At 66.9% G+C, this 19,033-nt stretch carries 23 protein-coding genes; 7 read left to right on the plus strand and 16 right to left on the minus strand.

The window, feature by feature from the left end; genetic code table 11:
* Positions 1 to 6: 6 nt before the first annotated feature.
* The 6 genes from Q0C59_RS04495 to Q0C59_RS04520 form a co-directional block, all read right to left on the minus strand.
* The gene (locus Q0C59_RS04495; protein ID WP_291212274.1) at positions 7 to 1,458 is read right to left on the minus strand and encodes a VWA domain-containing protein; all 1,452 of its coding nucleotides are present in this window, start codon (positions 1,456 to 1,458) and stop codon (positions 7 to 9) included.
* Between the two features lie 16 nt (positions 1,459 to 1,474).
* Complete coding sequence (locus Q0C59_RS04500; RefSeq protein ID WP_291212277.1) at positions 1,475 to 2,863, minus strand: AAA family ATPase; 1,389 nt, start codon at positions 2,861 to 2,863, stop codon at positions 1,475 to 1,477.
* 24 nt (positions 2,864 to 2,887) lie between these two features.
* Complete coding sequence (gene bktB, locus Q0C59_RS04505; protein ID WP_291212280.1) at positions 2,888 to 4,072, minus strand: beta-ketothiolase BktB; 1,185 nt, start codon at positions 4,070 to 4,072, stop codon at positions 2,888 to 2,890.
* Between the two features lie 67 nt (positions 4,073 to 4,139).
* Complete coding sequence (locus Q0C59_RS04510; RefSeq protein ID WP_291212283.1) at positions 4,140 to 4,715, minus strand: histidine phosphatase family protein; 576 nt, start codon at positions 4,713 to 4,715, stop codon at positions 4,140 to 4,142.
* 24 nt (positions 4,716 to 4,739) lie between these two features.
* Positions 4,740 to 5,513 carry an SDR family NAD(P)-dependent oxidoreductase gene (locus Q0C59_RS04515; protein ID WP_291212286.1) on the minus strand — a complete coding sequence of 258 codons (774 nt, stop codon included), beginning with the start codon at positions 5,511 to 5,513 and terminating at the stop codon, positions 4,740 to 4,742.
* 7 nt (positions 5,514 to 5,520) lie between these two features.
* Positions 5,521 to 6,168, minus strand: a complete 648-nt coding sequence (locus Q0C59_RS04520) for an RluA family pseudouridine synthase (RefSeq protein ID WP_291212377.1) — start codon at positions 6,166 to 6,168, stop codon at positions 5,521 to 5,523.
* 232 nt (positions 6,169 to 6,400) lie between these two features.
* On the opposite strand from Q0C59_RS04520, the gene Q0C59_RS04525 reads away from it, so the two are divergent.
* The 3 genes from Q0C59_RS04525 to Q0C59_RS04535 all read left to right on the plus strand — a co-directional run bounded on the left by Q0C59_RS04525 (position 6,401) and on the right by Q0C59_RS04535 (position 10,006).
* The gene (locus tag Q0C59_RS04525) at positions 6,401 to 7,411 is read left to right on the plus strand and encodes a tRNA-dihydrouridine synthase (protein ID WP_291212289.1); all 1,011 of its coding nucleotides are present in this window, start codon (positions 6,401 to 6,403) and stop codon (positions 7,409 to 7,411) included.
* A 33-nt stretch (positions 7,412 to 7,444) separates the two neighbouring features.
* The gene (gshA, locus tag Q0C59_RS04530) at positions 7,445 to 9,001 is read left to right on the plus strand and encodes a glutamate--cysteine ligase (RefSeq protein WP_291212291.1); all 1,557 of its coding nucleotides are present in this window, start codon (positions 7,445 to 7,447) and stop codon (positions 8,999 to 9,001) included.
* 114 nt (positions 9,002 to 9,115) lie between these two features.
* Positions 9,116 to 10,006: a dienelactone hydrolase family protein gene (locus tag Q0C59_RS04535; RefSeq protein WP_291212294.1), complete on the plus strand. Its 891-nt coding sequence runs from the start codon at positions 9,116 to 9,118 to the stop codon at positions 10,004 to 10,006.
* A gap of 21 nt (positions 10,007 to 10,027) precedes the next feature.
* Here Q0C59_RS04535 and Q0C59_RS04540 read toward each other — a convergent pair whose 3' ends face one another.
* Positions 10,028 to 10,498: an SRPBCC family protein gene (locus Q0C59_RS04540; protein WP_291212296.1), complete on the minus strand. Its 471-nt coding sequence runs from the start codon at positions 10,496 to 10,498 to the stop codon at positions 10,028 to 10,030.
* A 121-nt stretch (positions 10,499 to 10,619) separates the two neighbouring features.
* Here Q0C59_RS04540 and ylqF point away from each other — a divergent pair, with 121 nt between their 5' ends.
* Complete coding sequence (ylqF, locus tag Q0C59_RS04545) at positions 10,620 to 11,567, plus strand: ribosome biogenesis GTPase YlqF (RefSeq protein WP_291212299.1); 948 nt, start codon at positions 10,620 to 10,622, stop codon at positions 11,565 to 11,567.
* A 92-nt stretch (positions 11,568 to 11,659) separates the two neighbouring features.
* The gene (locus Q0C59_RS04550) at positions 11,660 to 12,253 is read left to right on the plus strand and encodes an NAD(P)H-dependent oxidoreductase (RefSeq protein ID WP_291212302.1); all 594 of its coding nucleotides are present in this window, start codon (positions 11,660 to 11,662) and stop codon (positions 12,251 to 12,253) included.
* Positions 12,254 to 12,273: 20 nt separating this feature from the next.
* Here the strand turns inward: Q0C59_RS04550 and Q0C59_RS04555 are convergent, their stop codons facing one another.
* From Q0C59_RS04555 to Q0C59_RS04590, 8 genes are all read right to left on the minus strand, one after another.
* A complete protein-coding gene (locus Q0C59_RS04555) occupies positions 12,274 to 13,161 on the minus strand; it encodes a VCBS repeat-containing protein (RefSeq protein WP_291212380.1) in 888 nt (295 codons plus the stop codon).
* Between the two features lie 157 nt (positions 13,162 to 13,318).
* The gene (locus Q0C59_RS04560; RefSeq protein ID WP_291212305.1) at positions 13,319 to 13,876 is read right to left on the minus strand and encodes a DUF4399 domain-containing protein; all 558 of its coding nucleotides are present in this window, start codon (positions 13,874 to 13,876) and stop codon (positions 13,319 to 13,321) included.
* Between the two features lie 112 nt (positions 13,877 to 13,988).
* Positions 13,989 to 14,270 (minus strand): DUF427 domain-containing protein, encoded by a 282-nt coding sequence (locus tag Q0C59_RS04565; protein WP_291212307.1) that lies wholly within the window; start codon positions 14,268 to 14,270, stop codon positions 13,989 to 13,991.
* Positions 14,271 to 14,277: 7 nt separating this feature from the next.
* Positions 14,278 to 14,418: a hypothetical protein gene (locus Q0C59_RS04570; RefSeq protein WP_291212309.1), complete on the minus strand. Its 141-nt coding sequence runs from the start codon at positions 14,416 to 14,418 to the stop codon at positions 14,278 to 14,280.
* A gap of 75 nt (positions 14,419 to 14,493) precedes the next feature.
* Complete coding sequence (locus Q0C59_RS04575; RefSeq protein ID WP_291212312.1) at positions 14,494 to 15,084, minus strand: thioredoxin fold domain-containing protein; 591 nt, start codon at positions 15,082 to 15,084, stop codon at positions 14,494 to 14,496.
* A 118-nt stretch (positions 15,085 to 15,202) separates the two neighbouring features.
* Positions 15,203 to 15,679: an RcnB family protein gene (locus tag Q0C59_RS04580; RefSeq protein ID WP_291212314.1), complete on the minus strand. Its 477-nt coding sequence runs from the start codon at positions 15,677 to 15,679 to the stop codon at positions 15,203 to 15,205.
* Between the two features lie 119 nt (positions 15,680 to 15,798).
* A complete protein-coding gene (locus tag Q0C59_RS04585) occupies positions 15,799 to 16,275 on the minus strand; it encodes a TerB family tellurite resistance protein (RefSeq protein WP_291212317.1) in 477 nt (158 codons plus the stop codon).
* Positions 16,276 to 16,314: 39 nt separating this feature from the next.
* Positions 16,315 to 16,959 carry a DUF938 domain-containing protein gene (locus tag Q0C59_RS04590; RefSeq protein WP_291212320.1) on the minus strand — a complete coding sequence of 215 codons (645 nt, stop codon included), beginning with the start codon at positions 16,957 to 16,959 and terminating at the stop codon, positions 16,315 to 16,317.
* A gap of 147 nt (positions 16,960 to 17,106) precedes the next feature.
* On the opposite strand from Q0C59_RS04590, the gene Q0C59_RS04595 reads away from it, so the two are divergent.
* Together Q0C59_RS04595 and Q0C59_RS04600 are read left to right on the plus strand one after the other, a co-directional pair.
* Positions 17,107 to 18,156: a Stealth CR1 domain-containing protein gene (locus tag Q0C59_RS04595; RefSeq protein WP_291212322.1), complete on the plus strand. Its 1,050-nt coding sequence runs from the start codon at positions 17,107 to 17,109 to the stop codon at positions 18,154 to 18,156.
* Between the two features lie 4 nt (positions 18,157 to 18,160).
* Positions 18,161 to 18,838 carry an SOS response-associated peptidase gene (locus Q0C59_RS04600; protein ID WP_291212325.1) on the plus strand — a complete coding sequence of 226 codons (678 nt, stop codon included), beginning with the start codon at positions 18,161 to 18,163 and terminating at the stop codon, positions 18,836 to 18,838.
* A 15-nt stretch (positions 18,839 to 18,853) separates the two neighbouring features.
* On the opposite strand, the gene Q0C59_RS04605 is transcribed toward Q0C59_RS04600, so the two are convergent.
* A partial coding sequence (locus Q0C59_RS04605) for a hypothetical protein (protein WP_291212327.1) occupies positions 18,854 to 19,033 on the minus strand: 180 nt, incomplete at its 5' end.

Below are 19,033 nucleotides of genomic sequence, written 5' to 3' on the forward strand. Positions count from 1 at the left end.
GCGGATTCAGCGGCGGATCGCGTTGGGAAAATACAGCGCCGTGAGGCTGCGGCTGTGCACCGGTGAGAAATTGTCGGCCAGCACCGTGGCGCCACTGCCGTAGCGGCGCCATTCGCGCACCCAGTGCAGTTGGTCGCACACCTCGGCCAGTCCCACGGTCTCGCGATCGCCGATCAGGATGCCATGTACGCGCAGCGCCAGTCGCTGCTTGGCGTCGCGCAACAGCGCCAGGGTCTGGTGGGTCACGCCGAACTCGCCGTCGCTCACGATCAGCAGGTCGGCCTCTTGCCACTCGGCCGTGTGCACCAGTTCGACGGCGCGCTCCATCGGCGTCTGCACGTCGGTGCCGCCGTCGAAACTCTGGCCCATGAGGTCGAGCAGGTGCGACAGGCCCTCAGCGTCCATGGCCATGTCGCGCTCCAGCAGTTCGTCGGGTCCGCCAAACGCCAGCAGGCGGCAGGCGCGGCGGCCGGCGTGGGCGCTGCGCAGGGCCTGCAGCACGCAGGCCTTGGCCACGTTTTCCGGCGCGCCGCGCATCGAGCCTGAGGTGTCCAGACACACGATCAGCGGGCCGCGCCCCGCATGGCTGGTGGATCGGCGCAGGGCTTGTGGTTCGGGCTGCGGCAACGGGCGGCGCGACTGTTCGCGTGCGCGGTCGTCGTAGGTGAGCAACTGCGCTTCGGCAAACCGCGCGCGCCACAGGCGGCGCAGCACCGGGTGGGTGAGGTTGAGGCTTTCGCCACCGGTCATGCGCGCCAGCGTGCGCGAGCGGCGCACGCCGTCCACCGAGGTGGGTTCCGGTCGGCGCTCTTCTTCGTCGGCCGGGTGGCGGGCTGCGGGCATGTGCTGGCGCGCATCGGGCAGGGTGGTGGTGGCGGGTGGGTGCTGCGCCTGTTCACGCCGGCCCACGCCGTCAATGAAGCGCGCGAGCTGCGGCAGACGCTGCAGCAATTCACCGATGCGCCGCGCCTCGCCCCATTCACGCCGGTTCAGGTGGCCTTGCAGATCGTCCCAGCGCAGGTGGGCCAGATCGCCCAGCGACTGCAGCAGCGACAGCACCTCGTCCCAGCCCTGGCGCTGCACGTCCCAGGTCTCGCGGAATTCACCTTTCATGCGCGCGATGGCCTGGTCGCGTGGTTCGTTGGCCGGGCGGTCGATCAGGCTGTCCAGGTGCCACAGCAGGCTTTGCATCACCTGCCGGGTGAGCGGTGCGCTGCCTTGGGTGAGGGTCAGCAGTTCCAGTTCCACGAGCAGCGGGCGCAGCGCCTGCGTGGCGGCGGCATCGCCGAAGTCGTCCGCTGTATCGGGCAGGGCGCCGGCCATCAGCGCGTTCATCCAGCGGGCCATGTGGGGCAGGCGCGCGGCAGGCAGCCCACTGCTGCACACCACGGCCCAGCGCCAGAGCTCGCGGGGCAGGGTATCGAGGTGGTGGTAAGGGGCTGAGGTGGTCGGCACCATGGCGCCCTCCAGGGGATCAGGCGTCTTGCCAGGTCACTGGCGCAGGCCGATCCACTTTCGTTTCATCCACCGGCAAGCCCGCGAATCCTTCGCGCGTGGTCTGGAGTTGCGCCAGCAGCGAAGCGACACCGGTGCAGCGGCCCAGGTGCACCGATTCAATCTGCGCCAGCCACGACGGCGGCAGCCAGTCGTGCGCACGCGCGGCTCCCAGCACCGAGTGCGCCATGGTCACGAGCTCGACGTGCAGACCTTGCAGGCGGGCGAGCAGTTCGTCGGTCTGCGCCACACGCGCGGCGATGTGCACCGGGCTGTAACGCCGCTGAGCGCGCTCGCTGGTGATGCGCACCATCTCGCTCTCGCCAGCGGTGGGCCCTGCGATGGATTTGGCGAGGGCCACCTTGCCGGCGCTGTCGTCCTGCGCATCGGCCGGGGCGCGGCGTTCGATGTCGAGCTGTTGCTCAAATGCGGTGACGGCGCGTTCCAGACCGTCCAGTGGCAGGGGTGCGGTCTGCGCCACGTGGTGCATGAAGAAGTCGGTCCAGCCCGGACCGTGCGCGGGTTCGGCCGCGAGCACAAAGGGCAGCAGCCACAAGTCCCATTCGGACACTTCAGTTGCATTGCGGCTGGCGGCTTGCAGCTTGAGGAGTTCCACCAGTTGGCGCCAGCGCCGGTCCGACACCGATTGCCCGGTCCGGGTGGCGTGCTGGCGTGCCTGCAGCAACAGCCCAAGCACGGTGTCGCCCAAGGTGATGTGCGCTGCCTGCTCGCGCAGGACATCGAGCCGGGGGCGGTCGATCAGTGCTTCTGCGGGTGGTGCCGCCGGGCTGGCAACGCTGGTTTGCAGCAGCGCCGCAAAGTGCGCGTCGTCCACCGGCTGCACCGGCACGCGCAGCAGAAAGCGGTCGTGGAAGGCGAGCAGGCTCTCGTCCTGCGGCTGCTCGTTGCTCGCACCCACCAGACACACCAGGGGCACCGGCAGGCGCTGGCTGCCGTTGTCGAACTGGCGTTCGTGCAGCAGGCCGAGCAAGGTGTTGAGGATGGCCGAGTTGGCCTTGAACACCTCGTCGAGAAACGCCACTTCGGCGCTGGGCAGGTAACCCTCGGTCAGGCGTTCGTAGCGGTCGTCCTCGAGCGCGCGCAATGACAGCGGGCCGAACAGTTCTTCGGGCACGGTGAAACGCGTGAGCAGGCGTTCGAAGTAGTGGGCGCCGGGCAGCAGGCGCTGCAGCCGGCGCGCGAGTTCGCTCTTGGCGGTGCCCGGCGGGCCGAGCAGCAGCACGTGTTCACCGGCCAGCGCAGCGAGCAGCAGCGCACGGGCGGCCACGTCGCGCTGCAGCAGGCCACGTTCGAGTTCGGCCAGGGCGGGCGCCCACGTGCTGTGTGGGGCAGACGCGTTGTGAGGCATGGCGGTGATTCTGCCGCCGGGCCTTCAAATGCGCTCAAAAATGGCCGCAATCCCCTGACCACCACCGATGCACATGGTCACCAGCGCGTAACGACCTTGCACGCGGTGCAGTTCGTGGATCGCCTTCACCGTGATCAGCGCGCCGGTGGCGCCGATGGGGTGGCCCAGCGAAATGCCCGAGCCGTTGGGGTTGACCTTGGCCGGGTCCAGACCGAGGTCGCGCGTGACGGCGCAGGCCTGCGCGGCAAACGCCTCGTTGGCCTCGATCACGTCCAGGTCTTTCACGGTCAGGCCGGCTTTTTCCAGCGCAATCTTGGTCGCCGGCACCGGGCCGATGCCCATGTACTTGGGGTCCACGCCGGCATGGGCATAAGCCACCAGACGCGCCAGTGGTTTTGCGCCGCGTGCCTTGGCGGCACTCGCTTCCATGAGCACTACGGCGGCTGCCGCATCGTTCAGGCCCGAGGCGTTGCCGGCGGTCACGGTGCCGTTCTCTTTCAGGAACACCGGCTTGAGCTTGGCCATGTCGTCCAGCGTGCAGTCGGGGCGGAAGTGTTCGTCGGTCGCCCAGGACACGTCGCCCTTGCGGCTCTTGAGCACCACCGGCACGATCTGGTCCTTGAAACGGCCTTCGGTGGTGGCCCGTTGCGCGCGGTTGTGGCTTTCCACCGCCAGCTTGTCCTGGTCTTCGCGCGTGATGCCCCACTTGGCCGCGATGTTCTCGGCCGTCACACCCATGTGGATGGTGTGGAAGGGGTCGTGCAGCGCGCCGACCATCATGTCGACCATCTTGGTGTCGCCCATGCGGGCACCCCAGCGCATGTTGAGGCTGGCAAACGGGGCGCGGCTCATGTTTTCTGCCCCGCCGCCAATGGCCACGTCGGTGTCGCCCAGCAGGATGCTTTGTGAGGCCGAGACGATGGCCTGCAGGCCCGAGCCGCAGAGCCGGTTGACGTTGAAGGCGGGCGTGCCCTCGGCGCAGCCGCCGTTGATGGCCGCCACGCGCGAGAGGTACATGTCCTTGGGTTCGGTGTTGACCACGTGTCCAAACACCACATGGCCGACATCCTTGCCGTCCACGCCAGCGCGGGCCAGCGACTCGCGCACCACGAGCGCGCCGAGTTCGGTGGGTGGCTGGTCTTTCAGGCTGCCACCAAAGGTGCCAATGGCGGTGCGCACGGCGCTGACAACAACAACTTCTCTGCTCATGGGGAGTCTCCTGGTTTTGGGGTGAGCACTATCGTAGTCCGCGAACCTGACCCGGCGTTGACCTGCGTCAGAAGGTCTGTCGGGCGAGCACGCGCAGGCGGTTGAGCTTGCTGCCCTGGGCGCCGGGACGCGTCACCAAGACCTCGCCCATGGCCAGATAGTCGCCGGTGAGGGCGGAGATGTTGACCTGGTGCGTCACCAGCATCAGGTTGCGTGGCGCCTGCCAGCCTTCAACCGCGTCCAGCACCGCCCGGGTCTGCTCGTCCTGCCCGCCGGCACCAAAGAACGAGTTGATCGGCGGCCACACGGTGTTCTGTTTGAAGGCCAGCATGGCGGTATCCACGCAGCGGCACCAGGCGCTGGAGCGCACCTGGTCAAGCTTCACCTGTTCGCGCAGAAAGGCCGCGCCCACGCGCCGCGCCTGTTCGCGCCCGGCCGCACTCAGGTTGCGTTGTGTACCGCATTCGCCGAGCTTGAAGTTGGGCGGGTCGCCCACCCCGGGGTCGGTCAACGCATGGCGCATGAGCACCACGCAGCCGCCTTCGCGCAGCAAGGTCCAGAAGCCCGGGGCCTGGGCAAAGGCGGGCAGGGCGGGGCTGCCCAGGCTCACGGCGGAGGTCAGCGCAAATTCGCGTCGATTCATCTATCGCTCCGTTGGATCGGGGTCTCAGCCGCGCACATCCGCCACCGGTTGTTCGCCGAAATCGGCGCGGTCCAGAAAGGCGAGCACGCGGGCAGCGGCTTCGGTGGGCGATGTGAGCTGGCCCTGGCGCTGAAGTTCCACGAAGCGGCTGCGGTCGGGAAAGGCCGCCGGATCGCCCGCGCGCAATTGCACCTGCATGTCGGTGTCGATCACGCCCGGCGCCAGCGAGACCAGACGCGCGCCGTGGTCGCGCTGCGCCTCGTCGAGCGCGCTGCAACGGGTGAAGTGGTCCATGCCGGCCTTGGCCGCGCAGTAGGGCGCTTGAGCAGCCATGGCGCTGCGGCCCAGGCCCGACGAGATGTTCAGCACCTTGCGCGGGCCGCGCCAGCCCGCATCCACCCAGGCGGTGGTGGCGCGCAGGAAGGCGGCGGTGAGCTGCATGGGGGCTTCGAGACCCACGCGCAGCGCGTTGGCCAGGTCGTCGGGCGGGCAGTGATCCAGCGGCCCGATGCGCGGGATCACACCGGCGTTGTTGATGAGCGTGGCGCTCGTCCAGGTCCTGGCGGGTTGGCTTTCCAGAAACGCTTGCAGGCGGTTCGCCGCACCGGTGGTGTCGGCCAGGTCTTGCGACCACTGCGTGAGCGGGGCGTCTGCTGCCTTGGCCTCGGCGGTCAGTTCGTCGTTGACCTTTCGCGAAATGCACAGCAGGTGGCGGCCGGGGCCGAGCAGTTGGCGGGCCATGGCCAGGCCCATGCCGCGCGAGGCGCCGGTGAGGATGGTGAGGTGTTGTGGCGTCATGGTGTGTTCAGAAAGGGCAGGGGCTGTGGAACTCCATGGTCTGGCCATGGAAGGGGTGCGGGAGCGAGAGACAGTGGGCGTGCAGCAGCAGGCGAGGAGCCATGGAAACGGCGTCGGGCGCAGCGTACAACGCATCGCCAACCATGGGGTGTCCAAGGGCTTGCAGGTGCACGCGCAGCTGGTGGGTGCGACCGGTCACGGGTTCGAGTTCCAGCCGGGTGGTGCCGGGGGCTGTTGTGCCCGGTGCGATGCGCCATCGGCTGGTGCTGGGTTTGCCGTGTTCGTGGTTCACCTTTTGCCGCGGCCGGTTGGGCCAGTCGGCCATCAGCGGCAGGTCGATGGTGTTCCAGCCGTTGTCGGGTTGGGTGTTGACGAGTTCACCCGTCACCACGGCGGTGTAGCGTTTGTGCACGCGGCGTTCTTCAAACGCGAGACTCAGGTTGCGTTGTGCTTCGATGCCGCGGGCCATGACCACGAGGCCGGAGGTGGCCATGTCGAGGCGGTGGACCACGAGGGCGTCGGGCCATCGTGTTTGGGCTCTGGTGCTGAGGCAGTCCTGTTTGTCTGGGCCTTTGCCTGGAACGGCCAGCAGGCCTGCGGGTTTTTCCAGTACGAGGAGGTGTGGGTCTTCGAGGACCCAACAGACATCGCTCACATTGACCTCGCGGGCTCGCGGACGCACGGCGCTCTGCTCCGCGAATGTCCCCCGCCCCGGCTGCGCCGGGTCTCCTCCTTTATTTCGCTGCGCAGAGCGCCGTGCGCCCGCGAGCCTGAAGTGATGCAGGCGCGCAACCGTTCCGCCCGGTCGCCGATGACCGGACCAACCGGAGAAAGAGAATGAAAGCAAGCCATGAAACGCATTGTCCAGGCAAAGGACAATACCCCCCATGCTGTTGCTCGCCCCCATGGAAGGTCTGCTCGACGCCACCCTGCGCGATGTGCTCACGCGCACCGGTGGCATTGATCGCTGCGTGAGCGAATTCATCCGCGTCACCGACATGCTGCTCCCCGAGCGCGTGTTCGTGCGCGTGGTGCCCGAACTGCTCAACGGTGGCCGCACCCGCGCGGGCGTGCCGGTGCGCGCACAACTGCTGGGCTCCGACCCCAACTGCCTGGCCGAAAACGCCCAGCGCCTCGCCGGCCTGGGCCCGCACGGCATCGACCTCAATTTTGGCTGCCCCGCCAAGACCGTCAACCAGAGCCGCGGCGGCGCTGTGCTGCTCGACGAACCCGAGCTCATCGGCCGCATCGTGGCGGCGGTGCGCCGCGCCGTGCCGGCCCATGTGCCGGTGTCGGCCAAGATGCGGCTCGGTTTCAACGACGACGCGCGCGCCGAAGACTGCGCCCACGCCATCGCCGAGGCCGGGGCCGATGAACTCGTGATCCACGCGCGCACCAAGGCCCACGGCTACCGGCCTCCTGCGTACTGGGACCGGCTGGCCGAAGTGCGCGAGTCCTTGCCAACCCACATGCGCCTGCCGGTGATCGCCAACGGCGAAATATGGACCGCGGCCGATGCCGTGCGTTGCCGCGAAGTCACCGGCTGCGAACACCTCATGATCGGGCGCGGCATGGTCACCGACCCCGGTCTGGCCCTGGCCATCAAAGGACAGGGCAATGTGCCGTGGGAGGTCTTGCCACCGCTGCTTCAGATCTTCTGGCAGCAAGTGAGCGCGCGCGTGGAGCGCCGCCACCGCGCCGGCCGATTGAAGCAATGGCTCAACTACCTGCGCAAGCGTTACCCCGAGGCGCAGCAGGCGTACGACGAACTTCGCCTGCTGCACGAGCCGGTGGACATCGAGGCCTGGCTGGGCCGTGCGGTGGCCGCGGTGGCCTTGGTCACGGTTGAAACGGTGCCGATGGTTGAGCCGCCAGCAGAAATGGCCCAGCCGTGTTAACTTCCGCCCCCGGACCTGCAACACGACCCCTGTATGACCTCTCTCAATCACCGGCTGGACGCCCTCTCGGAGGACCGCCTGCGCGGCATGCGCCGCGGCCTTGAAAAAGAGAGCCTGCGCTCCCAACCCGACGGCAAGCTCGCGCTCACGCCGCATCCCGCCGCCCTGGGCAGTGCGCTGACCCACCCGCACATCACCACCGACTACAGCGAGTCGCAGCTGGAGCTGATCACCGGCGTGCACGAATCGGTGGAGTCGTGCCTGGCCGAACTCACCGAAGTGCATCAGTACACAGTGCGCAGCATGCGCGCCGTGGGCGACGAGATGATGTGGGCCTCCAGCATGCCGTGCGGCCTGCCCACCGACGAGACCATTCCGCTGGGCCGCTACGGTTCGTCCAACGTGGGCCGCGCCAAGAGCGTCTACCGCATGGGCCTGGGCCACCGCTACGGCCGGCGCATGCAGACCATCTCGGGCATCCACTACAACTGGTCGCTGCCGGGTGTGAGCAGCGACGAGTACTTCGCCACCATCCGCAATTTCCGTCGCCACGCTTTCTTGCTACTCACACTGTTCGGCGCGTCGCCAGCCGTGTGTTCGTCGTTTGTGGAAGGCCGCGAACACGAGCTGCAGAAACTCAGCGAGCGCACGCTGTACATGCCCCACGGCACCTCGTTGCGCATGGGCCGCCTGGGTTATCAGAGCGAGGCACAGGCCACGCTGGCCGTGAGCTACAACGGCCTCGAAGGTTATGCCGCCTCGCTGCACGACGCGCTCACACGGCCCTGGCCGGCGTACGAAGCGGTGGGTATCCGCAACCCGGGTGGCGATTACAACCAGCTCGCCACCACGCTGCTGCAGATTGAAAATGAGTTCTACGGCACCATCCGCCCCAAACGCGTGATCTACCCCGGAGAGCGCCCGCTGCACGCGCTGCGCGAGCGCGGTGTGGAGTACATCGAGGTCCGCCTGATGGACCTCAACCCCTTCGAGCCCATCGGTATCGGCGCGAGCACGCTGCGTTTCCTCGACGTGTTTCTGCTGCACTGCATGCTGTCCGACAGCCCACCCGACACGCCGGCCGAGATTCGCGAACTCGCGCACAACCAGCACCTCACCGCCGCACGCGGCCGCGAGCCAGGCCTGAACCTCATGCGCGAAGGCCAGGCCGTGCCGCTCATGCAATGGGCCGACGAGATCCTTGCCGAGTTGGTGCCGATTGCCGAGGCGCTCGACCTGGCGCACGGCGGCATCGATCACGCCAACGCCGTGGCACTGGCCATCGCCCACCTGCAGTCGCCCGAGCTGCTGCCGTCTGCCCGTGTGCTGCAGGCCATGCATGCGCACCACGACGACTCGTTCGTGGGTTTTGCACGTGCCCAGTCGCGTGTCACGCACCAGCACCTGCTCTCGCTCGAATGGAGCAGCAAACAACAGGCCCGCTTCGAGGCCATGGCGGCCAAGTCGGTCGAAGACCAGCGCGCCATCGAGGCGGCGGACACCATGCCGTTCGAGATCTACCGGCAGGAATACGTCTCGCCCTCGCGCCTCGGCCGGCCGCAGACACAAGCCACCGCCGTCACGGCCTGAAGCACGGCAGCGGCACGCCGCTGCCTTCCAAATCCAAACCCGCACGCCCGGGTCGTGAATGCGCATTCGGCGCGGGTCGCGTCTATCCTGCACGTTTTGCCTCAGGGGACGACCATGACCCGCCTCACCGCCGCCGACTTCGATCAAGAGTTGTTGATCCTGTTTGACGCCTATGTGCACGGTGATCTGGACCGCCGGGGTTTCCTCGACCGCGCCAGCAAGTTCGCGGTGGGCGGCATGACGGCCGCCGGCCTGCTGGCCGCACTCAGCCCCAACTTTGCGGCAGCGCAAATGGTCCCCAAGGACGATGCGCGCCTGAAGACCGAGGTGGTGGATGTGCCTTCACCGTCGGGTTACGGCACCATCAGGGCCTATGTGGCCAAACCGGCCAACGCCACCGGCAAACTGCCCAGTGTGCTTGTCGTTCACGAGAACCGGGGCCTGAATCCGCACATCGAAGACATCACCCGCCGCATTGCGCTCGACGGTTACCTGACTCTGGCACCCGACGCGCTCACGCCGCTGGGAGGCTATCCCGGCGACGAAGACAAGGCGCGCGCGCTGTTCGCCACCCTCGACCAGACCAGGACCCGGCAGGACATGCTGGCTGCAGCGGCAACGCTCAAGGCCCGCGCAGACAGCAACGGCCGCGTGGGCGTGGTGGGCTTTTGCTACGGCGGCGGCATTGCCCACATGCTGTCCACGCAATTGCCCGATCTGGCCGCGGCCGTGCCGTACTACGGCAACCACCCGCCGGTGGAAGACGCTGCCAAGGTCAAGGCACCGCTGCTGATCCATTTCGCTGCGGTCGACGAACGCATCAACGCCGCATGGCCGGCCTATGAAGCTGCGCTCAAAGCCGCCGGAGCCCGCTACACCGCCCACCTGTATCCGGGCACGCAGCACGGTTTCAACAACGACACCACCCCCCGTTTTGATGCCGCCGCCGCGAAGTTGTCGTGGGACCGCACCATGGCGTTTTTCAAGGAACGACTGACGGGCTGAAGGCCCGCCGGCGGCGGCCCTTCAGGCTTCGCCGCCGAAGCGTTTGATCAGGTTGTCGATGTATTTTTCGACCAGCTTCTCGAACTCGCCTTCAACGACGGGCGCCACCACCATCTTCATCAGGCCCGGCAGCGGCACCTCGATCTCGCCCTGAATCGCCAGGGTGACGTTGGTGGACTTCTTGTTGTCGACGATCTTCCAGTTGCCGCCCACCTGCGCGTTGCCGATGCCCTTGACCGGCGTCCACTTCACCGTGCCCTTGGCCTTGTCGCTCACGTACTTGCTGGCGTAGATCGTCTGGATGTTCACCTGAGCGGTGCCGACCTTCTCCATCTCCCACTGGTACACACCGCCGCCGAGGTCGGTGAGTTTCTCCACCTTGGGGAAATGGCTGACCGATTCGGGCACATCGGAGAGCACTTCGAACACCTCGGCTGGCTTGGCCTTGACATCGAATTCGTAGCCCAGATCGATTTTCACGGTGATGGCCATGGCGCTCCTCAAGGGGTTGTTGTGGTGGAAATTCATTGTAGGCAGGGCTGCTATGTCCGCACCCCGGGAGATACACCAAGGCACAATCCCCGCTCCCCATCTCTCTTCAAGACCGTTCTCCATGAGCATCCAGTGGTTCCCCGGGCACATGCACCTCACGCGCAAGGCCATCACCGAGCGCGCGAAGGAAATCGACGTCGTGATCGAAATGCTCGACGCGCGCCTGCCCGGGTCGAGTGCCAACCCGCTGCTGGCCGAACTCACGGCCGGGCGGCCCACGCTCAAGGTGGTCAACAAGCAGGACATGGCCGACCCCGAGCGCACCGCGCTCTGGCTCGCGCACTACAACGCCCAACCCAACACGCGCGCCATTGCGCTGGATGCCAGCATCACCGCGCCGGCGCGCGCCATCATCGCGTCGTGCTTCGAGCTTGCGCCCTTGCGCGGCGGCATGGTCAAACCCATGCGGGTGCTGATCTGCGGCATTCCCAACGTGGGCAAAAGCACGCTGATCAACACCTTGCTGGGCAAACGCTCGGCCAAGACCGGTGACGAGGCCGGCATCACACGCACCGAACAGCGCCTGGTGCTGGCCGACGATTTCTACTTGTTTGACACCCCCGGCATGCTGTGGCCGCGCATCGTGGTGCCCGAGAGCGGCTACAACCTGGCCGCCAGCGGCGCGGTGGGCCGCAACGCCTACGACGACCAGGAAGTGGCGCTGGAGCTGCTGTCCAAACTCAAGGCCAGCTACGGCGCACAGCTCGAAGCGCGCTACAAGCTCGGCCTGCCGCTGGACACGGTGGCCAGCCTGCCCGACGAAGAGTTGATGGCCGCCATCGCACGCAAGCGCGGCGCCATCGGCACCGGCGGGAGCATCCACTGGCAGAAGGTCGCCGAGCTGCTGATCGCCGACTTCCGCAGCGGTGTGCTCGGACGCATCACGCTCGAAACCCCGGAGCAGTTTCTGCAGTGGCTCGCGGCCGGCCAGCAGGCCGACGCCGAGCGCCAGAACAAGAAAAAAGAGCGCGCCAACAAGCCCAAGGCGCGCAAGCCCGACCGGCGTTGAAGGGTCCGCAGTGGCAGCGGACTTGATCCGCGTCAAACCTCAACGCGCGGCGCAGCCGCAACATGGCACTTCCCCGTTCGATGGAGTTCGCCATGACACCCTCTCGCCGCATCCTGCTGATCGAAGGCCACCCCGACCCGAGTGCAGAACGGCTCAACCACGCACTGGTCGATGCGTATGCCGACGGCGCCCGGCAGGCCGGACATGAGGTGCGGCGCATCGCGGTGGGCACGCTCGACTTTCCCCTGCTCAAAACCGCCGAGGCGTGGAACCACGGCGCCTTGCCGCCCAGCCTGCAAGCGTCGCAAGACGGCATGGCCTGGGCCGAACACGTGGTGATCTTTTTCCCGCTCTGGCTCGGTGACATGCCCGCGCTGCTCAAAGCTTTTCTGGAGCAGGTGGCGCGCCCGGGTTTTGCGGTGGGTCCCGAAGGCCCCAAACCGTTTGGCCGCAAGCCGCTGAGCGGGCGTTCGGCGCGCGTGGTGGTCACCATGGGCATGCCTGCGTTGGCCTACCGCTGGTACTTTCGCGCGCACAGCGTCAAATCGCTGGAGCGCAACATCCTCGGCTTTGTGGGCTTCGCGCCCATCCACGAGACGCTGATTGGTTCAGTGGACACCTTGGGCTCCGAAGGCGTCGAGCGCTGGTTGAAAAAGCTGCGCAAACTGGGCGCGCAAGCCAGCTGAATTCCATCTGCAATCCTCCTTCAGGGATTCAAGGTGATCCGAAAGGCACGGCCGTCGGCCAGCACGGCGCAGGCGCCATCGGGTGCCGGTGTGAGCCGCTCCACCGTGCCGGGCAGGGGCATCAGATCGGCCAGTTCATGCCATTGTCCGGGGGCCTCCCAGCGCAGTGCGTGCAATGCCTGGCGCGTCATGTCGGGAACAATGATGGTTGGGCGCAGCCCGGGTCGCTGCACGATCACGGCCAAGCGCTGTTCCAGAGCTCCCATGCGGTGGTTGGAGACGTCCATTGCCTTGGCAAACGGCAGGAGTTCCGGCGGCTGAAAGTGATGCAGGGTCAGGACGCCGCCAATGTGCGGAGTGGTCACACTGGCCACATCGAGTTTGCCGTCGCCATCGAAGTCGGCAAAGCCCACCGGGTTCAGCCAGCGAAAAGTCGAGCCAGCGAAAGGGCCGCGGGCGCGCTCCACCAAGCGGGCATTGCCCTGTTGCCATTGCAGGCCAAACACAACCAGCGAAGCGCCGCGCAGTGTGTCGGCTTCGATCAGCACGATTTCCTCGCTGCCGTCCCCGTCGAGGTCGATGACGCGCGGCACCCTGTCTTCAAAGACCCGGTTGAGCGGCAAAGAGAGGCTGACGGCCTGCAATTTGCCCCCCGGTGCCAGCGCCAACGCGTGCACGCTTCCCGCATGCACAGGGGAGCCCAGAGCACCGTGGGGATAGCGCCGCGTGGGTGAGGCCAGCCACACCCACGCGATGTCCTTCGTTCCTGCCACCGCCTGACTTTGTGGCAGGCGGTTTTCGGCTTCTGGGGGCGCTGGGGCTGTCGTTGCCGCAGCGTCTGCACACTGTGCATCGGCGGCCTTGACCGACAGAGCCATGGCCTGGGCACCGCCGATTCCGAGGAACATCAAGGAGAGGGCCACCGCAGTTGCAGCAGCCCCAAAAAAATGGCCACCCTCTTGAAGAGGGTGGCAACGTGGTTGAGATTTGAGGAGTTTCATGCAAGGTGTGTCGGCTGGCGCCGCCGCACCTTACAGATTCGCCTTTTTGAGAATCCTCACGGCATCACTTCACCGTGATGGTGATGCGCTCGCTGATCACCACCGGGTGGTGCGGAATGTGGTTCTGGTCACCCAGCACGAGCTGCAGGGTGTGCGTGCCCGGCTTGAGTTCCACCGTCGTCTCTGTCTGGCCCATGCCGAAGTGGCGGAACTGGTCGTTGGCCGGCAACGGAGCGTTGGCATCCACTTCGGCCACATCGATCAGCAGGTGGTGGTGACCGGTGCCTTCCTTCTCGACACCGGCGGGCGCCACGCCCATGCCGCTCAGACCAAAGCCGACCTTCACAGGGTTGCTGACCACAGAGCCGTTGCGCAGGTTGGTGAAATAAACCTTGGCCTGCGCCGGGGCTGCCACCTTCTTGTAGCCCGAGGACAGGGTGGGTGTGCTCGTGGTGAGCCTGGCGGGCGTGGTGGGGGCTGCGGTGCCCATCATGCCGCCCTGGTGCATGCCGCCGTGGTGCATGGCGTGCATGGCCGCGTGGTTGTGCCGGGCGCAGCCGGCCAGCACGAGCACGGCGACGCCGACAAGGCCGAGCCGCGCAAAGCGTTGGGAAGTGTTCATGGGTGTCTCCTGGAGTGGTTGTTGTGCCGCTCAGGATACGCCCCGGGGCGCCGCCGCATGGGCAGTCGCCCAGTACCGGCCGGGGTCATTGCGACCCCGGCGTGCCTGATCATCAGGGAGTGACTTTCACGCCCTTCCAGAAGGCGACGCGCCCCCGGATTTCGTCGGCTTCGGGCTTGGGATCGGGGTAGTACCAGGCCGCGTCGGTGTTGAGTTCACCGTTGACCAGCAGCGAGTAATAACTCGCCTGGCCCTTCCAGGGGCAGCTGGTTCGGTGGTTGCTGAAGGTCACAAAGTCGCGGTTGAGCGAGCTCTCGGGAAAGTAGTGGTTGCCTTCCAGCACCACGGTTTCGTCGCTCTCGGCGATCACTGCGCCGTTCCAGGTGGCCTTCATGCCAGGCTCACTTGTTCTTTTCCTTGCCGCGCGGCAGCACCGCCGTCACGGGTGGCATGGGGCGGTCGGACGTGGCCGGTCCCTTGGGTGCGGATGTGTCCTTTTTGGGTTTCTTGGACAGTTTTTCGTTGCGCTGCTCTTTGCCCATGGGGGCCTCCGTTCAACAGCCGCGAAGGCGGCTCGACTGCGCGATGGTAAGCGACAAAACAGCGTGTCAAGGCTGTCACAGGCCCAGGAAAGTGGCGAGGGACTGGGTGTCGTTGGCGCCGGCCTGCATCACCACCTGGTTGCTGCGCTGGTGGCGCGCCACGATGTAGGGCACCGAGGTGGCGCCCAGGCGTTCCAGCAAGGCGGTGTTGGTCTTGATGGCAGCCAGCACGTCGGGCGCGATATCGGCCGATGCCGCGGTGCCGCCGCTGCCGGCCAGCAACGAGGTTTCGTGCGCCGTCATGGCTTGCACCGGGTTGGTGGCGGTCATGATCGCCGCGCCCTGGGGTGCGCTTTTGGCGTTCATGATGGCCACCGGCAACCAGACGAACTTGACGCTGGTGTGCAGCGGCATGGACGCTTCCCACAGGCGCGCGCAGTGCGGGCACTGTGGGTCGAACAGCACATACACGGCGTTGGCGCTGAGGATCTTGCCGGCGGCAAAACCCTTGCCTTGCGCTGCGAGCACGTCCAGCGCCTGCGCGGCTTCGATCGGGGTGGTGACGGCTGCTGTGGGGGCTGAGGGGGCGCTGGTCTCTTCTTTCGAGCAGGCCGTCAGCAGGGTCAGCGAGGCCAGCAGCGGCAGGGCGAAGTGTCTGTATTTCATGGTGGGCAGTGCAGGGTGGGCCGAGGCCCGGATCATCGCAGACCCCACCCCGGAATGAAAAGACGCAGAGCACCCTTCGGGATGTTCTGCGCCTGGGGCAGGGCGTGGAAGATGCAGGTCAGTTGTTCAGGATCAGGTTGACGATCAGGCCAGTGGCGATGGCGACCAGCACATAGTCGCTGCCGACCTGAACCCATTGCTGACCGCGAGGCGGCGCGTACAGGCGGTGCTGATGGTGGTTCACCACCACGTATTGACGACCGCGGTATTCCTGCGGGATGTATCGGCCACGCTGGAACTGGGGACCGCGTGCCTGGTAGTAGCGCACTTGCGGGCCATGGCGGTAGTCGTGGCGGTCGGCGCGGCGGTCGTGCCTGAAGTCCCGACGGTCTTCGCGGCGCTCCTGGCGGAAGTCGCGCCGGTCATCCCGGCGGTCCGCGCGGTGGTCACGCCGGTCATCGCGCCGATCGTCCACCCGCTGCAGGGTCGGTGCTTCAAATCGTCCACCGTGCGGGTTGCCCTGTGCAAAAGACAGGGAGCTGATGCTCAGCGTGGCGGCGGCGATGGCATACACAACGATGTTTCGGGGTTTCATGGAGTGGACTCCTTGGGGGTTGGTGAGCCTTCATGGTGTGCCCGCCGTGTATCTGCCCGGTGAACGTGCCGCGCGAGGCAGGCAAAGTTCGGTAGCGGCTTGTGCGGCGCCCCCGGGCCTCAACCCTGGGCCGCAGCCTGGGCGTGCAGCTTGGCGGCGATGTATTCGCCGTGGGTCACATGCAGCAGGCCGGCCACCTTGCTGATCACGTGGTGCTCGTTCGCATCCAGCTGGTTGTCGGCAAAGGCCACTTCCCACATCGCCTCGACCACGCTGATCTTTTGCGCTTGTGTGAATCGCTCGTTCATCAGGCCGGTGAAGCGCTGGTAGTCGTAGGCGGTGCGTGCGGTTTCGTGGGCCAGTTCCATCAGCCGGTCGATCTCGTCGTCGCTGAGGTCGAACTTGCGCCTCAGCGCGGTGATGACCGCGTCGCGTTCGCTGTCCTGCAGGTCGGGCTCGGCCCGCATCACCTCCACCAGCAGCACTGCGGTGGACAGCTGCAGGGTGTGCGCCCCTTCGGCGGGCAGCTGGGCACCGGCCGGTGCGCTGAGGCTGGCGGCGAGGTTGTCGAACAGGTCTTTGAGGTTTCTGAGCATGGGTGTGGGGTTCGGCAGTGAAAGAGTGCGGGATGGAGCTCAGGCCTGCGCGGGTGGTTCCCGGCCCCACACCAGCAGCAGGTTGTTGGCCGGCATGGTGTGGCGTTCGCGCAGGTGCAAACCCGCGCGCAACGCCTCAGCCGCCACGTCGGTCAGCTGGCGGATGCCCCACTCCGGGTGGGTGTTGCGCAGGCTCTCGTCAAACGCGAGGTTGCCGGCTGAGGTGGGCACGCCGTCTTCAAGGTAGGGGCCGTAGGTCACCAGCAGGCCTTCGGGCGTGAGCACCCGGGCTGCGCCCTGCATGAGCCCGGCGCACGCAGCCCAAGGCGCGATGTGCAGCATGTTGGCGCAGTAGACCGCATCGAAGGTCTCGCCAAAGGCCTCGCCGAACAGATCACCCTCGTCGGGCCACTGGGCCGAGGTCACGTCCAGTCGCATGGGTGGCAAGACGTTGCGCACACCCGATTGTTCGGTCCAGGCGGCGATGGTGGCCATGGCGCTGGCCTGCAGGTCGGTGGGTTGCCACTGCCAGCCGGGCAGCCCGGCGGCGAACCAGGTGGCGTGCTGGCCGGTGCCGGAGGCGATCTCCAGCGCCATGCCGCGCTCGGGCAGCACCCGCTGCAAGGTCTCCAGGATCGGCTGCTTGTTGCGGTCGGCGGCGGGGCTGGCGGGCAGGGCGGTCATGGGGGCATTGTGGTCCAGCCCGCGCCCGATCCCGACAAAACAGGGGTTTTCGGCGCCGTGTGCCTGCCCAGTGGGAGCCTCGTGATAGATTGCGCGCTCGTTCGGCGTGGGAGACCAGTGCCTCAGAGCCCTGCACCCTTCGCCGACATGTCCCTCCTTTCTGCTCCCGCCGACGCCCGCATCGACATCGTTTACCTCTGGGTCGACGGCAACGACCCGACATGGCGTGCCAGGCGCCATCAGGCCGCGCGGCAGCACGGGGCGATCGACCCGGGCGCCATGGCGCTCTACGGCAATGTGGAAGGGCGCTTTCGCGACAACGACGAACTGCGCTACAGCCTGCGTGCGCTGGAACGCCACTTTCCCGATCACGGTCATGTGTACGTTGTCACCGACGGCCAGACGCCGCCGTGGCTGCGCCCCGCCAGCGGCCTCACGCTCGTGGACCACCGCGAGCTGATCCCTGCGAGCCAGTTGCCCACGTTCGACTCCGCCCACATCGAGTCGTATGTGCACCGTATCCCGGGGCTGTCGGAGCGTTTCTTCTATTTCAACGACGACGTGTTCTTTGGGGCACCGGTGCAGATCGACGACTGGTTCTGGCCCGGCGGTGTATACGCCACCTGGTCCGACGACCCGCTGGTGGAGGGCATCGCCCTGCGCTCCGATGAAAACGCACTGGAAAACGCCAGCCGCCTTTCGGCCCAGTGGCTGAGCGGCCTGCCCGACTACCGGCACACGCCGCGCACCTTTGCCCATTCGCCCCGCCCCCTGCTCAAGTCGCTGCTGCAAGCCGCCGAGGCCGAAGCGCCCGAGCTGTTCGAGCGGGTGCGCTCCACCACCTTCCGCACCTGGGCCAGCCCCACGCTGGTCTCGGACTTCGTGCTGCGCCGGGCGCTCGCACACGGCGAGCTGCGCATGCGCGAGTGCGCGCACCTGCACGTGACCACCGGCTGCGACGACCAGGCGCAGCAGCTCGACGCGCTGATCGATGCCGCCGGTACGCTGGACTTTTTCTGCATCAACGACACCACCGACGACGCCCATGGTCACGACCCCCGTCTGGCCAAGGTGCGCGCGGTGCTGCAGCGGCTGTTTCCGCTGGCCTCGCGCTTCGAAAAGGAGCCCACGCACGCCGCCACACACGCACCGCACCGCCACCCTGGCCGCGTGCGTGGCACCCATCAGCTAGCATGACCCGATGAGCACCCAATACGAGAGCCTTCAGCTCGCCAGCCTGTACCCCGACGCCTTCAACGTGCCCGCGCCCGAGAAACCGGCCGGTCGTGACGTGTGGCCGCGCAAACCCGGCGTGTTTGTGCGCCTGGTGGCCACCGAGCCTGCCGCTGAGGGCGCCGAGCCCGTGAAGCCCGCATTCGAACTCGCCAGCGGCCAGTTTGGCCTGGTGCCGACCTGGGTCAAGTCGGCCTCGGACGCCAAGCTGCGCTCGACCAAGCTGGTCAATGCGCGCTGCGAGATCGTGACCACCTCCAACAACTTCCGCGACGCATGGCTGGGCGCGCAGCGCTGCATCGTGCCCATGATGTCGTTTCAGGAAGACGACCTGCGCAGCGGCAAACCCGTGCCCACGCGCATCACCCGCGTGGACGGCAAGCCCATGGGCGTGGCGGGTTTGTGGGAGCGCTGGAAAGGGGCGGGCGACGAGGAGATTGTGAGCTTCTGCCTGCTCACGGTAAATGCCAACGCCCACGCGCTGATGCACCGCTATGGCCAACCCGGCAGCGAAAAGCGCATGCCGGCGATCTTGAACGAGGGCGCCTACAGTGCCTGGCTCACCGCGCCCCACCCGGAGAAGGCGCGCGAGTTCATGCGGGCGTATTCGGCCGCGCTGCTCACGGCAAATCCCATACAGAAGTGAGGTTTGGAAGCGCGCTCAGTCGACGCTGACCGGCGAGGGGCGCTTCTTTGGCTCGGCCGGCCTTCGCACATCCCGTTTGGGCGTGGCGAGCACCGGTGGCATGGGTTCGTGAAAGGTGGAGTGCTGGCGCAGCAGCATGGCCGCTTCGAACCGGGTGCGACGCTTGATGACCACGTGCAGCAACAGCAGGGCTGC

The organism is Hydrogenophaga sp. (genome assembly GCF_022844385.1).
Classification (GTDB): Bacteria; Pseudomonadota; Gammaproteobacteria; order Burkholderiales; family Burkholderiaceae_C; genus Hydrogenophaga.

Coding starts and splice junctions, on each gene's coding strand:
- Q0C59_RS04495 (WP_291212274.1), bottom strand. CDS start 1,458: ATGGTGCCGACCACCTCAGCCCCTTACCACCACCTCGATACCCTGCCC.
- Q0C59_RS04500 (WP_291212277.1), bottom strand. CDS start 2,863: ATGCCTCACAACGCGTCTGCCCCACACAGCACGTGGGCGCCCGCCCTG.
- bktB (WP_291212280.1), bottom strand. CDS start 4,072: ATGAGCAGAGAAGTTGTTGTTGTCAGCGCCGTGCGCACCGCCATTGGC.
- Q0C59_RS04510 (WP_291212283.1), bottom strand. CDS start 4,715: ATGAATCGACGCGAATTTGCGCTGACCTCCGCCGTGAGCCTGGGCAGC.
- Q0C59_RS04515 (WP_291212286.1), bottom strand. CDS start 5,513: ATGACGCCACAACACCTCACCATCCTCACCGGCGCCTCGCGCGGCATG.
- Q0C59_RS04525 (WP_291212289.1), top strand. CDS start 6,401: ATGCTGTTGCTCGCCCCCATGGAAGGTCTGCTCGACGCCACCCTGCGC.
- gshA (WP_291212291.1), top strand. CDS start 7,445: ATGACCTCTCTCAATCACCGGCTGGACGCCCTCTCGGAGGACCGCCTG.
- Q0C59_RS04535 (WP_291212294.1), top strand. CDS start 9,116: ATGACCCGCCTCACCGCCGCCGACTTCGATCAAGAGTTGTTGATCCTG.
- Q0C59_RS04540 (WP_291212296.1), bottom strand. CDS start 10,498: ATGGCCATCACCGTGAAAATCGATCTGGGCTACGAATTCGATGTCAAG.
- ylqF (WP_291212299.1), top strand. CDS start 10,620: ATGAGCATCCAGTGGTTCCCCGGGCACATGCACCTCACGCGCAAGGCC.
- Q0C59_RS04550 (WP_291212302.1), top strand. CDS start 11,660: ATGACACCCTCTCGCCGCATCCTGCTGATCGAAGGCCACCCCGACCCG.
- Q0C59_RS04555 (WP_291212380.1), bottom strand. CDS start 13,161: ATGTTCCTCGGAATCGGCGGTGCCCAGGCCATGGCTCTGTCGGTCAAG.
- Q0C59_RS04560 (WP_291212305.1), bottom strand. CDS start 13,876: ATGAACACTTCCCAACGCTTTGCGCGGCTCGGCCTTGTCGGCGTCGCC.
- Q0C59_RS04565 (WP_291212307.1), bottom strand. CDS start 14,270: ATGAAGGCCACCTGGAACGGCGCAGTGATCGCCGAGAGCGACGAAACC.
- Q0C59_RS04570 (WP_291212309.1), bottom strand. CDS start 14,418: ATGGGCAAAGAGCAGCGCAACGAAAAACTGTCCAAGAAACCCAAAAAG.
- Q0C59_RS04575 (WP_291212312.1), bottom strand. CDS start 15,084: ATGAAATACAGACACTTCGCCCTGCCGCTGCTGGCCTCGCTGACCCTG.
- Q0C59_RS04580 (WP_291212314.1), bottom strand. CDS start 15,679: ATGAAACCCCGAAACATCGTTGTGTATGCCATCGCCGCCGCCACGCTG.
- Q0C59_RS04585 (WP_291212317.1), bottom strand. CDS start 16,275: ATGCTCAGAAACCTCAAAGACCTGTTCGACAACCTCGCCGCCAGCCTC.
- Q0C59_RS04590 (WP_291212320.1), bottom strand. CDS start 16,959: ATGACCGCCCTGCCCGCCAGCCCCGCCGCCGACCGCAACAAGCAGCCG.
- Q0C59_RS04595 (WP_291212322.1), top strand. CDS start 17,107: ATGTCCCTCCTTTCTGCTCCCGCCGACGCCCGCATCGACATCGTTTAC.
- Q0C59_RS04600 (WP_291212325.1), top strand. CDS start 18,161: ATGAGCACCCAATACGAGAGCCTTCAGCTCGCCAGCCTGTACCCCGAC.